This window comes from Phenylobacterium sp. (assembly GCF_028290885.1).
Classification (GTDB): domain Bacteria; phylum Pseudomonadota; class Alphaproteobacteria; order Caulobacterales; family Caulobacteraceae; genus Phenylobacterium.
Map to the genome: position 1 here is coordinate 1 of NZ_JAQGIZ010000090.1, position 12,610 is coordinate 12,610.

A 12,610-nucleotide genomic window follows, 5' to 3' on the forward strand; every position below is an offset into this window, starting at 1 on the left:
AAGGCTGCGCCGGTTCCGCCGGCGACCTCCGCCAGGAAGGCTCCGATGACGCCCGCGGCGCCCATGGCCGCGAGCGCGGCCAATTCACCGCGCGGCAGGCCGCCGCCGCGCAGGACCACCGCCCCGACCGCAGCCGCCACGATGACCGTCCAGGCCAGGTGCCAGCTAACGGCAAAGCGCCGGTCGCCGCCCGCCGCGGCCGCGCGAGCGCGTGGACCTCTGTAAGAGCTGGGCAGCGTCAAGCCTGATCGATCTGTGCGCCGGACATTCCTGTAGCTTAGCGTCACGGCCAAGGCGGTGTAAGGGCGCTCGCCTCCCGGGCGACCTGAAGGCTGGGGACCAATTGCAGGTCCGCTGGGGACCGAAACGAAATCGTAAGCGGCGCGCGGCACACTGCGGCCTCATCGAAACGAAGGCGCCTGGCGTCCCATGCCCCCAGCGGCCCGATCCGCGAATGCGCCGCCTGCGCCGGAAGGCGCCCACCGCGCGCGGCGAAAGCCGGCCGGCTCGCCGACGCTCGAGGAGCAGAAGCGCGCCTTCCTGCGGCTGGTCAGCCATGAGCTGCGCACGCCGCTGAACTCCATCCTGGGCTTCTCCGAGATCCTCGCCGCCGAACTCTACGGCCCGCTCGGCGCGCCGCAGTACAAGGAATACGCCCAGATCATCGGCGGCAGCGGCAAGAAGCTCCTGCGGCTGGTCAACCAGGTGCTAGAGATCGGCCGGCTGGAGGGTCTGGAGCTCGACGTCCGGCCCGAGCCCGTGGAGCCCGCCCTCGACGACGCGATCAGCGCCGCGGCCGGGGATTTCGCCGGGCGCGGCGTCCGCCCGCGCATTCTCGAGCATGCGGCCCTGCCCCTGGTGCTCGCCGACCCCTGGGGCCTGCGCACCGTTCTCACCAACCTCCTGCAGAACGCCGCCCTGTTCTCGCCCGACGGCGGCGAGGTGCGCGTGCGGGTGGCGGCCGTCGACCGCCATGTCGACGTCTTTGTCGAGGACGACGGCGAGGGCGTCGATCCCGCCGACCTGCCGCGCCTGATGCGGCCGTTCGAGCAGGGCGAGAATGCGCTGGTCCGACGCGCGGAAGGCGCCGGCCTCGGCCTGCCGATCTGCGAGCTCACCTGCCGCGCCATGGACGCCCGGCTGTCGCTGCGTTCGGAGCCCGGCAAGGGCTTGAGCGCGCGCGTGCGCCTGAAGACCGCCCAACTACCCGTTGCGGAAGGCCCCTCGCCCCCCTAAGTCCCGCCCATGAGAGCCATCGAAGCCGAACTTGCCGAGCTCTCAGCGGAGTTCGAGGTCCTGGGCGACTGGGAAGAACGCTACCGCTACGTGATCGATCTCGGCCGCGACCTGGCCCCGCTCAGCGACGCCGAGCGCTCCGACGCCAACAAGGTGCGCGGCTGCGCGAGCCAGGTCTGGCTGGTCAGGGAGCCGCAGGCCGACGGCGCGCTGAAGTTCCGCGGCGACTCCGACGCCCACATCGTCCGCGGCCTGATCGCCATCCTGTTGCGCCTGTTCTCCGGCCGCCGGGCGGAGGAGATCCTGGCCTTCGACGCGCCCGCGGCGTTCGCCTCGTTGGGCCTAAGCGGCGCGCTTTCCCAGCAGCGGTCGAATGGCCTGGCGTCCATGGTTGCGAGGATCCGCCGGGACGCGGAACTGGCGCTGGCTTAAGCCGCGCGGATACCGCTCTGCATCTGGCTCATTCCGACGACCGCGTCGAAGCCCAGGATCATGTCAACGTCCTGGCCGTCGGAGGCGAGCGGCAGCCGCAGCCACAGGATCGACAGGTGCGAGGCGCCGCGCCAGGCGAGGCTGTGCACCCCCACCGCCGGCCGCCGTTCGGCGACCACCTTGCCGAGTTCCACGCGCCAGTAGTCGGCCGCGGCGGTGTTGTAGATGTCGGAGAGCCGCTTGCCGGTGATCTCGCGTCCATAGACGCCGTAGAGGGCGGTGCCGGCCAGCCGCATGCGGAAATCGAGCGGCTCGCGGACGACGTCGATCAGGCTGACGGTCGGCAACAGGCGCTTGATGCCGCCCGGGTCGAGCTGCCGCCGCCCGGGCAGCAGGGTGCCATCCCTCAGCGAGGCCCAGTAGGCGAAGAGCTCCTCGTGCGCGCGGGCCGCCGCGGCCGGGGCCCCGATCTGCGCCACCATGTGCAGATGCCCTAGCAACCGGTTGGATTCATAACGAATCAGTTATCGCCGATCCGGCGAATCGGCGGCAAGCGGAAAAGGGTTAACGATCCGCTTTTCGGGTGGCGCGGCCGTTACAGCGACAGCTTGACCGGCGATGTCCAGTTTGCGGGATCGATCGGCTGCATCTGCTGCACCGTGCTGCCGCTTTCCTGCGGAATGGCCAGCATGTTGACCGAGACGATGGGCCCGAAGACATTCTCGGCGCAGGCGTTGAAGTTGTCGGCGCTGAACAGCGGCGGCAGGTGCCAATAGAGGCGATAGCCCATGTCCGCGATGAGCGAGATGACCTCCTGCTGGTGCGCCCGCCGGTCGTTCTCGACATAGAGGACCGGCCTGCACTTACGGATTGTCTCAGCCGCGCCGCGCAGCACCTGGGCTTCGAACCCCTCCACATCGATCTTGATCACATGGCAGGCCGTCAGCCCCAGGCTGTCCAGCGGCGTCGCCCGCACCTTCAGGCCCTGCGCCCCTTCGCCGTCCGGTCGCACAGAGATTCCGCCGAAATTATTCTCCGCGCCGTAGTCCAGCGTCGGCACGACCACGAAGCCGGGAGCGTCCCCGCAGGCCTCCGGGTAGGCGATGGCGTTCTGGATCCCGTTGAGCGCGAGGTTGGCGCACAGAAGCTGGAACACCCGCTGCTGCGGCTCGAAGAGATAAAGGCGGCCCGGCGCGCAGGCCCGCGCCAGGGCGATGGAGTGAGTACCGATGTTGGCGCCCACCTCGACCACGGTCATCCCGGGCTTCACGAGCTGCGCCAGAAGCGCCCACTCCGCACCGCTGAACTCCCCATAGACGTCGAGCGAACGGGTTATGTAGCGGTCGCCGGCCAGCGCCAGCATGGGGCCGTTGCGGGTCTGGAATGTCTTTGTGTCCGGGCTCAGCATGCCGGCTGTCAAACCCGACTTTTCGCCGGCGCTCAACTCCAAACAGAAACGCCCGCCGAAGCCGGCGGGCGTCCCGATAGGTTGGGCTTGGATCGAATGAAGGGGATCCGTCCGGGCGCTAGCGCTTCTTGCGCGGCGCCTGGCGGCCGCCTTGGCCGAGGCCCATCTGCTTGGCCAGGTCCGAACGCGCCTTGGCGTAGTTCGGCGCGACCATCGGATAGTCCTTCGGCAGGCCCCACTTGGCGCGATATTCCTCAGGGCTCATGTTGTACTTGGTGCGCAGGTGCCGCTTCAGCGACTTGAACTTGCGGCCGTCCTCCAGGCAGATCAGGAAGTCCGGCGTGATCGAGCGCCGGATCGGCACCGCCGGCTCCTTCGGCGCAACTTCCAACGCCTCGCCGCCCGATGAGATGCCGGCCAGCGCCCGGTGGACGCTCTGGATCAGGCCCGGCAGATCAGCCGCCGTAACCGAATTGTTCCCCACATAGGCGGAGACAATATCCGCCGTCATCTCGATGACTTCCGACTTCTCATCCATTCTTGTTTTCCATAGGAACCGCCGCGTCCGCGAGCGCTGAATTGATCCATGAGATCAGTAGCGAGGTCATTATATGGAACTTTTCCACGGCACAAGCACACAAATAGAGCTAATCTCACGGAATCCGCCCTAGTTTGCAGGTCGAAACCGGCTGTTGAGTTAAAAACGCCGATTCGGCCGAGTAAGCGCCGGCTGCTCTACCTAGACCAATGTCGGGGCGCCGGACCCTAGCGGAAGTCCGGCGCCTGCCACTGGGCCCAGATGTCCGGCAGGTCGCTGGAGACCCGGTCCGGGAAGGCCGCGGGCCGCTTTTCCAGGAAGGACGTCACGCCCTCGCGGGCGTCCCCGGAGCGGCCGCGCGCCTGGATGCCCCGGCTGTCGGCGCGGTGCGCCTCCATCGGGTGCGCGGCGCCGGCCATCCGCCAGATCAACTGGCGGGTCAGAGCCACCGAGACCGGGGCCGCGTTGTCGGCGATCTCGCGGGCCAGCGCCCTGGCGGCCGGCAGCAGGTCCTGCGGCGCATGCAGCGAGCGCACCAGGCGGCCGTCGAGCGCCTCCTGCGCCGGGAAGATGCGGCCGGTGTAGCACCACTCCAGCGCCTGCTGGACGCCCACAAGATGCGGCAGAAACCAGGAGGACGCCGCCTCCGGGTTCAGGCCCCGCCGGGCGAAGACGAAGCCGTAGCGCGCCTCGGTGGAGGCCAGCCGGATGTCCATGGCCAACTGCATGGTCGCACCCACGCCGACCGCGGCCCCGTTCACCGCCGCGATCACCGGCTTCAGGCTGTCGAAGATGCGCAGGGTGAGCAGGCCGCCGCCATCCCGCTGCACGCCGTCCCGCTGGCGCGCCTCCCGGTCTTCGCCGCCGCGGGCGTCGTAGTCGAAGGTCTGGGCCCCGGCCGACAGGTCGGCCCCGGCGCAGAAAGCGCGGCCGGCGCCGGTGACGATCACCGCGCGCACCGCGTCATCGCGGTCGGTCTCGTCGAAGGCCGCGATCATGTCCTTCATCATCTGGGTGTTGAAGGCGTTGAGCTTCTCCGGGCGGTTCAGCGTCACCGTCGCGACGCCGTCCTCGACGGCATAGAGCAGGGTCTCGAAGGTCGGCTGGGTCACGGCGCGTTTCCTCTGACGGCTGGGATTGGCTCGCAGCCAGTTCCACCCGCATGACGGCAGGGAGGTCAAGGGGCGTCGCCGCTTCAGCGCCTCACGGCCAGATGCGCAACTCACCGCCGCGCCAGGGCCTCGCCTCGGCAGCCGGCCCGGCATCGTCCAGAGGGAAGGGATAGGGATACGGCCGGAGGTATGGCGGTTTGGGCCTAGGCTCCAGCGGCTTTGCGGTCCACGCGAGCCACGGCCGAACGCGCGATTTTGTTTCTTCGCCCTCGGACGCAGACCCATAGGTGATCGCCCATTCAGGCTCCCAAGTCTGCACCATCGCGTCCAGGACTTGGATCCCGCACTCAGGATCCCGCCAAAGCGGATGGTCCGTGTTCGGCCAAACCCAAACGTGGTTCTCGTTGGCGCCGTATTCATATGCGCCGGCGCTGACGGTGATCGACAGATGCGAGGGGTCGAAACCCATCAGGTCGTTGCGGTACAGCGTGTGGTAGCCCTGCGGGCTGACCGGCGCCGGAAATCTGGGCGGGTCGAACCGACCGCGGCGCTCGATCAGGCCGGCCAACTCAGCCCGCGGCATGTCGAGGATAGGACCCCGATCACCGCGACGGAACCTCCGAGCCCCCGGATCCGGGCGGATACACGCGAACGCGGGGTCTATTGCGCCCAGTCGCTCCGCGAGCTGCTGCATTCGCGTGGCGATGTCGGCCGCGGTCTGCCGACGCTCCGACCAGCCGCATTTGAACATGCGATAGATATCGTGACCTAGTTCATCCCCGAAAGTCATTGATCAACGCGGTGACGTTTGTCCTAGAATGATCGGCGGGCGCAAACCTTTAGTCGCACGGTCGAAAAACCCAAAGGCGCTGGGCTCCGCGACATGCCATTCAATCCGCTGGCCGGGCGCCGCGTCGGCCTGGCGATTAGCTTGGCCCACTGCCTTCTCGAACATCTGTTTGTGAAAACCCCACTCCAGCGCCTTCGGTAGCAGCGGAGCGTAGCCCGGACCCTTTGCCTCGAGCAGGGGATGCTGCGGGTCCCAAACGGCGCAGCCGTCGAACTTCACCGGCCGTTGCCCGGGATTGCGGACCACGTAGTCCAGTCCGGGCGCTCGCGTCACCTGCGCTTCGTAGCGTTTCGTCAGTGCGGGATAGTTCTTGAAATTGGGATCTCGCTCCCAGCCCCCGTTCGGCTGGCACGTCGGATCGAGCTCGCGCTCTCCCGCCTGCACCTGGCTCTCACGCGGGATTTGACCGTCTTTCCAATTGTCGACCACCCGGACGCGAGCCGCGGGTTCTGTGCTGTCCTGTCCTTTTAGCCGCCGTCGTTGTTCCGCGTAGATCCTTTCCACCTCGTCCGTCTGCACACGGCGTCCGTCACCGATTTCCCACCAACCGGCCGGCGTCGAGGTGACGAAATTCAGCGGACTCGGCAGGTCGGTGTAGTATCCGCCCAGCGCGGTCGAGTAGTCATGCTGGCCGAAGAAGCCCGACGGCGGCGCTCCGATCGGCGGCGCACCGAGCGCGTCAAGCGGGGGGCCGACACGAAGGCCGGATGGGGGCGGCATCACGGGAGCTACGAACGGGAAATATCTGGCCTCCATGAGACCCGCATCGCCGTCGCTGGGGCCGATCTCGCCCCTTTGGGCCGCGTCGTAAGTCGGTCCTTGAGGTTCCGCCGTCGAGCCGCCCTGAAACTCGGACGCCCCGCCGATGCTCTTCACAAACGCGTCGTACTGTTCTTGCCGAGCCGCCGCCCGTTCAGCGTCCACCTCCGCGGGAGAACGCTGGTACCAATTGACAAGGTCGTCGCCCTCGAGCGCCGACGGGTCGATCATTCGAGCCATGAAGTCCCCCAACTCTAAGAACGCAGGATGCCATGGCTCAGCTTAGCGGTCAAGAACAAAACAAGAACATTTGTATCCCGAAGGGCGGCGCAGACCGCTTGACGGACCGTAGGTCAAGGCCCGCTATTGCCGTCGAACCAATATAAGTTGGCGACGAGGGCCGACCCCGATCGCCGCGGGAGAGAGACATGCACCCGAGCGTTCACGCCAGCGCCCATCCGGACAAGCCTGCTTACATCATGGCCTATTCCGGCGAGACGGTGACCTATGGCGAGCTGGAGGCCCGCTCGAACCAGGGCGCGCACCTGTTCCGCTCGCTGGGGCTGCGAGCCGGCGACGCCATCGCCCTCTTCATCGAAAACCACCCGCGCTACTACGAGATCCTGTGGGCCGCCCAGCGGTCGGGCCTGCGCTTCACCTGCCTCTCGTCGAAGCTGAGCGCCGGCGAGGCCGAGTACATCGTCAAAGACTGCGAGGCGAAGGTCTTCGTCGCCTCCAAAGCCCTGGCCGAGATGGCCCTGACCGTGGCGCCGCTGATCCCCGGCGTGGTCCTCCTCATGGTCGGCGGCGAGGCAGGCCCCTATCGCAGCTTCGAGACGGCCCGCGCCGCCTTTCCCACCACGCCGATCGCCGACGAGTCGGCCGGCGGGGCGATGCTCTATTCTTCAGGCACAACCGGGCGGCCCAAGGGGGTCAGACGGGCCGCCCCGGTCGATCCGGCGATCGACGCGCCCAACGCGCTCGCCACCCTCGGCCAGGCGCTCTACGGCTGGACGCCGGACAGCGTCTACCTCTCACCGGCCCCGCTCTACCACGCGGCCCCGCTGGGCTGGTCGATGGCGGTGCAGGCCATGGGCGGCACGGTGATCATGATGGAGCGCTTCGACGCCGAGGACGCGCTGCGCTTCATCGAGCGGTACAAGGTGACCACCGCCCAGTGGGTGCCGACCCATTTCGTGCGGATGCTGAAGCTGCCGGAAGAGGTTCGCGGGCGCTACGACATGTCCTCGCTGAAGGCGGTGTTCCACGCCGCCGCCCCCTGTCCGGTGCCGGTCAAGGAACAGATGATCGCCTGGTGGGGCCCGATCGTGCACGAGTACTACGCCGGCACCGAGGGCAACGGCTTCTGCATCATCAATTCCACCGAGTGGCTGGCGCACAAGGGCTCGGTCGGGCGCGGGCTGACGGCCCAGGTCAGAATCTGCGACGAGGAGGGCGAGCCCCTGCCGCCGCGCGCCGAGGGCCTGGTGTTCTTCGAGGGCGGCGGCCAGTTCGAATACCACGGCGACCCGGCCAAGACCGCTGAGTCCCGCAACAAGCACGGCTGGACGACGCTGGGCGACGTCGGCTGGCTGGACGAGGAAGGCTACCTCTACCTCACCGACCGCAAGAGCTTCATGATCATCTCCGGCGGCGTGAACATCTATCCGCAGGAGGTCGAGAACCTGCTGATCGGCCACCCCAAGGTCGCCGACGCCGCCGTGGTCGGCGCGCCGGATGAGGAGATGGGCGAGAAGGTCGTGGCGGTCATCCAGCCGCTGGACTGGGCCGACGCGGGCGAGGACCTGCGCAACGAACTGATGGCCTACGCGCGCCAGCACCTCAGCCACGTGAAGGCCCCGCGGGTGATCGACTTCATGGCCGAGCTTCCCAGGCACGCCACCGGCAAGCTCTACAAGCGCCTGATTCGCGACGCCTACTGGGGCAAGGAAGGCGCGCGCATCGGCTGAGCCGTTTGCCTTCGCCGTTCACGGGGAAGGGGGACCATCGGCCGAAGAGCCGATGGTGGAAGGGGCGGGACCAGGCTCGGCGCTTGACCTCGCCCCCTCCACCACTCGCTCTTCGGCGAGCGGTCCCCCTCCCCCGCTTCGCGTAGGAGGTAAGGGCTGCTAGAGGTCGAACCTCAGTTTCAAATCGAGGGAGCAAGCGATGAACCCGGTGGAGATCAAGGACCTGCCCGGCCTGGTGGGAACCGAGGTGGGCGTATCCGACTGGCTGCTGGTCGATCAGGATCGGGTCAACAAGTTCGCCGACGCCACCGGTGACCACCAATGGATCCACGTCGACGTGGAGCGCGCCAACCGCGAGATCGGCGGCCCGATCGCCCACGGCTACCTGACCCTGTCGCTGATCCCGTTCCTCGGGCAGGGCATGCTGCCGGTGAAGGGCGTGACGCGCGGCATCAACTACGGCTCCGACAAGGTCCGCTTCGTCAACATGGTCCGGGTCGGCAAGCGCGTGCGGATGCGCCAGAAGCTGATCGGCGCCGAGCCCAAGGCCGGCGGCATGCAGCTGAAGAACGAGTGCACCATCGAGATCGAGGGCGAGGACAAGCCGGCCTGCGTCGCCGAGACGATCTCGATCGTCTACGGGGGCTGACGCCCCTACTGCGGCGTGGCGGCTTCTTCCGCGGAGGCCGCCTTCGCGCCGGAAATGGTCGACTGGCTGGCCACGACGGTCACCGGCGCCTCGGGGTTGCTGACCAGCGCCAGCGTCTCGCGGATGTACTTGGCGTTGGTGACGATGCCGATGTCGAGGCGTTCGCTGTTCAGTTCGACCTGCTGAGTGAGCAGGCCGGCGATGAACTCGACGTCCGGGCGCGGCTGCACCGGGTCGCCGTTGGACCGGCGCGCCGGGCCGCTCATGAACACCGGCCCGCCGGAGTTGCCGGGGAACACCGCGAAGTCGAGGAGGAAGGTCGGGAAGATCTTGGCCGGCGCGATCGGAAAGGACGCCACGCGCCCGGCGCGCAGGATCGGGAAGCCCGCCGGATTGGCCGCCAGCCCGCGGGGGAAGCCCAGCGCCATCATCTCGTCGCCGGCGCCCACCTGGTATTTCGAGAAGGTGTCGTCGGCGGCCAGGTATTCTTCCGGGATCGCCGCCTTGGCGAAGGCCTCGGGCGCGGTGATGGCGATGGCCGCCACGTCGCGGGACGGGTGATGGGTCCAGAGCGGGTGACCGGCGCCGTCGCGGATACGCAGGGGCTGCGGGGAATAGCTCCAGCTGCCGTCGGCGTTGGCGATGCGGTAGCCGATACGCGCGTTGGCGCCCGGCATCTTGTCGAAGACGTGGTTGGCGGTGACCAGGATGGTGTGCGGCTTGCCGTCGGGCGTGGTCTCGGAGATCAGGAACCCGGTGCCTACGGTGCGCGTCCCGTCGCCGAGCGGTTGCTCGAGCTGGACGGTCGCCTGCATCAACTGCGCGGACAGGTCCATGACCATGGCGATTCTCAAATACTCCGGTTACTTGTCGCGTCCGGCGCGACCTCTACGAGACGACAGTCAACCACCCAAAGGTTGCCGCCAAGATAAGACCGCGTGAGCATCTTGCGCCTAAGTGACGCGCCGGGGCTCCGCGCCTGCTTGAGCCGGGGGTCGGCGCAGCGCATTTAGCGGCCATGAGCAAGCCCACGCCACCTGTCGCCCCGAAACGTCCGCACCGCATCGAGCAGCTCGGCCGCGTGCGCGTCGACGACTACGCCTGGATGAAGGACGACAGCTGGCAGCAGGTGCTGCGCGACCCCAAGGTCCTGCGCGCCGACGTGCGCGAGCACCTCGACGCCGAGAACGCCTACACCAAGGCGATGTTGGCGCAGACCGAGGCGCTGCAGGCGCAGATGTTCGCGGAGATGAAGGGACGCATCAAGGAAGACGACTCTTCCGTCCCCGCTCCCGACGGGCCGTGGGACTACTATGTCCGCTACGACCTGGGCGCCCAGCATCCGATCCATGCGCGCCGGCCGCGCAGCCAGGCAGATGCCGAGCAGGTGCTGCTGGACGAGGAGGCGCTCTCCCAGGGAAAACCCTTCTTCCAGGTGGGCGCCGCCCACCACAGCCCGGACCACGGCCTCTACGCCTGGGCGGCCGACGAGCAGGGTTCGGAGTACTACACGATCCGCGTCCGCGACCTGGCGAGCGGCCAAGAGGTCGGCGGCGCCATCGAGAGCGCCTACGGCGACTTCACCTTCTCGCCGGACAGCCAGTGGTTGTTCTGGATTTGGCGCGACGAGAACGCCCGGCCCTCCAAGGTGTTCCGCCGGACAGTCCGGGGCGGCGAGGACGTGCTGGTCTACGAGGAAAAGGACGAGGGCATGTTCCTGGGCGTCGGGACCGCCTCCGACGACAGCCATATCCTGATCCACGTCGGCAACCAGGAAACCACCGAGAGCTGGCTGATCCCCGCGGCCGACCCGACCGCCGCGCCCGTGGTCGCCGAACCGCGCCAGGTGGGCGTGAAATACAGCCTCGACCACTGGACCGACCGCTGGGTGATCCGCACCAACGCCGACGGCGCAGTGGACTTCAAGCTTTCGACCTCCGACGCGGCCGTTCCCGCCAAGGCGAGCTGGCGCGACTGGATCGCCCACCAGCCCGGCCGCTACATCACCGGCTTCGCCGCCTTCGCCGGCCACCTGGTCCGCGCCGAGCGGGTCAACGCCCTGGATCGCCTGGTGGTCACCGCCCGGGACGGCGCCGAGCATGAGATCAGCTTCGACGAGGAGGCCTATGCGCTGAACCTCGAGGGCGGCTACGAGTACGAGACCACCACCGCCCGCTTCGTCTACCAGTCGCCGACCACGCCGCGGCAGACCTTCGACTACGACCTGGCCACGAAGCTGCGGACGCTGCGCAAGACCCAGGAAATCCCCTCCGGCCACGACCCGGCGCGCTATGTCGCCCGGCGCCTCTACGCCAAGGCGCTCGACGGCCAGGAGGTCCCGGTCACCGTCCTGATGCTGAAGGACACCCCGCTCGACGGCTCCGCGCCGCTGCTGCTCTACGGCTATGGCTCCTACGGTCACGCCATGGAGCCCAGCTTCTCGATCCGCAACCTCAGCCTCGTGGACCGCGGCTGGATCTGGGCTACGGCGCACGTGCGCGGCGGCTCCGACAAGGGTTGGGGCTGGTTCCTGGATGGGCGCAAGGAGAAGAAGCCCAATAGCTTCACCGACTTCATCGCCACCGCCGAGCACCTGATCGAGGCGGGCTATGCCGCCAGGGGCCGAATCGCGGCCTACGGCGGCTCGGCGGGCGGCATGCTGATGGGGGCGGTCGCGAACCTGCGGCCAGAGCTCTGGGGCGCGATCATAGCCGCCGTGCCGTTCGTCGACGTGCTCAACACCATGAGCGACACCACCCTGCCGCTGACCCCTCCGGAATGGCCCGAGTGGGGCAACCCGCTTCAAGACCCGGCGGCCTACGACCTGATCGCAAGCTATAGCCCCTACGACCAGGTGAGCGCCCAGGCCTATCCGCCGGTGCTGGCCACCGGCGGCCTCTCCGATCCGCGCGTGACCTACTGGGAGCCGGCCAAGTGGGTCGCCAAGCTGCGCGAATTCTCAGCCGGCGACGCCCCGCTCCTGCTCAAGATCAACATGGAGGCCGGCCACGGGGGCGCCTCGGGCCGGTTCGACTTCCTGAAGGAGATCGCGCTCGACTACGCCTTCGCCGTCAGGGCCCTGGAGAAGGGATGGGAAAAGGCATGATCGTTCGCCCGGCCACGGAAGCCGACGCCGAGGCGCTGGCGGCGATCTATGGCGACGCCGTGCTGCACGGCTTCGGCACCTTCGAGGAAGAGCCACCCTCGGCCGCGGATATGGACGCGCGGCGCCGCGCCATCGCCGAGCGCGGCCTTCCCTACGTGGTCGCCGAGCAGGATGGCCAGGTGCTGGGCTTCGCCTACGCCGCTCCGTTCCGCCTGCGCGCCGCCTACCGCTACACCCTGGAGGACAGCGTCTATGTGGCCCCCGACGCCGCCGGCAAGGGCGTCGGCCGCGCGATGCTCGCCGCCGTCATCGAAGCCTGCGAGGCGCTGGGCGTGCGCCAGCTGATGGCGGTGATCGGCGACAGCGGCAACTCGGCCTCCATAGGCCTGCACCGTTCCCTGGGCTTCGAGCAGACCGGCGTCGGCCGAAGCGTCGGCTTCAAGCACGGCCGCTGGGTCGACATCGTGCACATGCAGAAGCCGCTGAACGGCGGCGACAGCCAGGAGCCGACCGGCGCCGGCGTGAAGCTTAGCGGTCACTGACGCCTTCG

The 12,610-nt window shown here is 68.2% G+C and carries 13 protein-coding genes; 6 read left to right on the forward strand and 7 right to left on the reverse strand.

Annotated features, from left to right (window positions below; genetic code table 11):
* Nucleotides 1-429: 429 nt before the first annotated feature.
* Both JWP28_RS06490 and JWP28_RS06495 read left to right on the forward strand, forming a co-directional pair.
* A complete protein-coding gene (locus JWP28_RS06490; protein ID WP_299541284.1) occupies nt 430-1,236 on the forward strand; it encodes a HAMP domain-containing sensor histidine kinase in 807 nt (268 codons plus the stop codon).
* A gap of 9 nt (nt 1,237-1,245) precedes the next feature.
* A complete protein-coding gene (locus JWP28_RS06495; protein ID WP_299541286.1) occupies nt 1,246-1,668 on the forward strand; it encodes a SufE family protein in 423 nt (140 codons plus the stop codon).
* On the opposite strand, the gene JWP28_RS06500 is transcribed toward JWP28_RS06495, so the two are convergent.
* The 6 genes from JWP28_RS06500 to JWP28_RS06525 all read right to left on the reverse strand — a co-directional run bounded on the left by JWP28_RS06500 (nt 1,665) and on the right by JWP28_RS06525 (nt 6,566).
* A complete protein-coding gene (locus JWP28_RS06500; RefSeq protein WP_299541288.1) occupies nt 1,665-2,150 on the reverse strand; it encodes a PAS domain-containing protein in 486 nt (161 codons plus the stop codon). The genes JWP28_RS06495 and JWP28_RS06500 overlap by 4 nt on opposite strands.
* Nucleotides 2,151-2,263: 113 nt before the next feature.
* Entirely contained in the window at nt 2,264-3,076 is an 813-nt protein-coding gene (locus JWP28_RS06505) for an FkbM family methyltransferase (RefSeq protein ID WP_299541290.1), read from the reverse strand.
* Nucleotides 3,077-3,194: 118 nt separating this feature from the next.
* Complete coding sequence (locus JWP28_RS06510) at nt 3,195-3,614, reverse strand: MucR family transcriptional regulator (RefSeq protein WP_299541292.1); 420 nt, start codon at nt 3,612-3,614, stop codon at nt 3,195-3,197.
* Nucleotides 3,615-3,841: 227 nt separating this feature from the next.
* Complete coding sequence (locus JWP28_RS06515) at nt 3,842-4,726, reverse strand: crotonase/enoyl-CoA hydratase family protein (protein WP_299541294.1); 885 nt, start codon at nt 4,724-4,726, stop codon at nt 3,842-3,844.
* A gap of 91 nt (nt 4,727-4,817) precedes the next feature.
* Nucleotides 4,818-5,294, reverse strand: a complete 477-nt coding sequence (locus JWP28_RS06520; protein ID WP_299541296.1) for a hypothetical protein — start codon at nt 5,292-5,294, stop codon at nt 4,818-4,820.
* Nucleotides 5,295-5,519: 225 nt separating this feature from the next.
* Nucleotides 5,520-6,566: a Tox-REase-5 domain-containing protein gene (locus tag JWP28_RS06525; protein ID WP_299541298.1), complete on the reverse strand. Its 1,047-nt coding sequence runs from the start codon at nt 6,564-6,566 to the stop codon at nt 5,520-5,522.
* Between the two features lie 197 nt (nt 6,567-6,763).
* Here JWP28_RS06525 and JWP28_RS06530 point away from each other — a divergent pair, with 197 nt between their 5' ends.
* Together JWP28_RS06530 and JWP28_RS06535 are read left to right on the forward strand one after the other, a co-directional pair.
* The gene (locus JWP28_RS06530; protein ID WP_299541300.1) at nt 6,764-8,305 is read left to right on the forward strand and encodes an acyl-CoA synthetase; all 1,542 of its coding nucleotides are present in this window, start codon (nt 6,764-6,766) and stop codon (nt 8,303-8,305) included.
* 199 nt (nt 8,306-8,504) lie between these two features.
* Entirely contained in the window at nt 8,505-8,954 is a 450-nt protein-coding gene (locus tag JWP28_RS06535) for a MaoC family dehydratase (RefSeq protein WP_299541302.1), read from the forward strand.
* A gap of 5 nt (nt 8,955-8,959) precedes the next feature.
* On the opposite strand, the gene JWP28_RS06540 is transcribed toward JWP28_RS06535, so the two are convergent.
* The gene (locus JWP28_RS06540) at nt 8,960-9,796 is read right to left on the reverse strand and encodes a serine protease (protein ID WP_299541304.1); all 837 of its coding nucleotides are present in this window, start codon (nt 9,794-9,796) and stop codon (nt 8,960-8,962) included.
* A gap of 176 nt (nt 9,797-9,972) precedes the next feature.
* Between JWP28_RS06540 and JWP28_RS06545 the strand changes: the two genes are divergently transcribed.
* Both JWP28_RS06545 and JWP28_RS06550 read left to right on the forward strand, forming a co-directional pair.
* Entirely contained in the window at nt 9,973-12,060 is a 2,088-nt protein-coding gene (locus JWP28_RS06545; protein ID WP_299541306.1) for a S9 family peptidase, read from the forward strand.
* Entirely contained in the window at nt 12,057-12,602 is a 546-nt protein-coding gene (locus tag JWP28_RS06550; protein ID WP_299541308.1) for a GNAT family N-acetyltransferase, read from the forward strand. Before JWP28_RS06545 ends, JWP28_RS06550 begins: the two co-directional genes overlap by 4 nt.
* Nucleotides 12,603-12,610 lie beyond the last annotated feature (8 nt).

What these genes read in the sequence shown, in the direction of transcription:
- JWP28_RS06490 (WP_299541284.1), top strand. Translation starts at nt 430, where the DNA reads ATGCCCCCAGCGGCCCGATCCGCGAATGCGCCGCCTGCGCCGGAAGGC.
- JWP28_RS06495 (WP_299541286.1), top strand. Translation starts at nt 1,246, where the DNA reads ATGAGAGCCATCGAAGCCGAACTTGCCGAGCTCTCAGCGGAGTTCGAG.
- JWP28_RS06500 (WP_299541288.1), bottom strand. Translation starts at nt 2,150, where the DNA reads ATGGTGGCGCAGATCGGGGCCCCGGCCGCGGCGGCCCGCGCGCACGAG.
- JWP28_RS06505 (WP_299541290.1), bottom strand. Translation starts at nt 3,076, where the DNA reads ATGCTGAGCCCGGACACAAAGACATTCCAGACCCGCAACGGCCCCATG.
- JWP28_RS06510 (WP_299541292.1), bottom strand. Translation starts at nt 3,614, where the DNA reads ATGGATGAGAAGTCGGAAGTCATCGAGATGACGGCGGATATTGTCTCC.
- JWP28_RS06525 (WP_299541298.1), bottom strand. Translation starts at nt 6,566, where the DNA reads ATGATCGACCCGTCGGCGCTCGAGGGCGACGACCTTGTCAATTGGTAC.
- JWP28_RS06530 (WP_299541300.1), top strand. Translation starts at nt 6,764, where the DNA reads ATGCACCCGAGCGTTCACGCCAGCGCCCATCCGGACAAGCCTGCTTAC.
- JWP28_RS06535 (WP_299541302.1), top strand. Translation starts at nt 8,505, where the DNA reads ATGAACCCGGTGGAGATCAAGGACCTGCCCGGCCTGGTGGGAACCGAG.
- JWP28_RS06540 (WP_299541304.1), bottom strand. Translation starts at nt 9,796, where the DNA reads ATGGTCATGGACCTGTCCGCGCAGTTGATGCAGGCGACCGTCCAGCTC.
- JWP28_RS06545 (WP_299541306.1), top strand. Translation starts at nt 9,973, where the DNA reads ATGAGCAAGCCCACGCCACCTGTCGCCCCGAAACGTCCGCACCGCATC.
- JWP28_RS06550 (WP_299541308.1), top strand. Translation starts at nt 12,057, where the DNA reads ATGATCGTTCGCCCGGCCACGGAAGCCGACGCCGAGGCGCTGGCGGCG.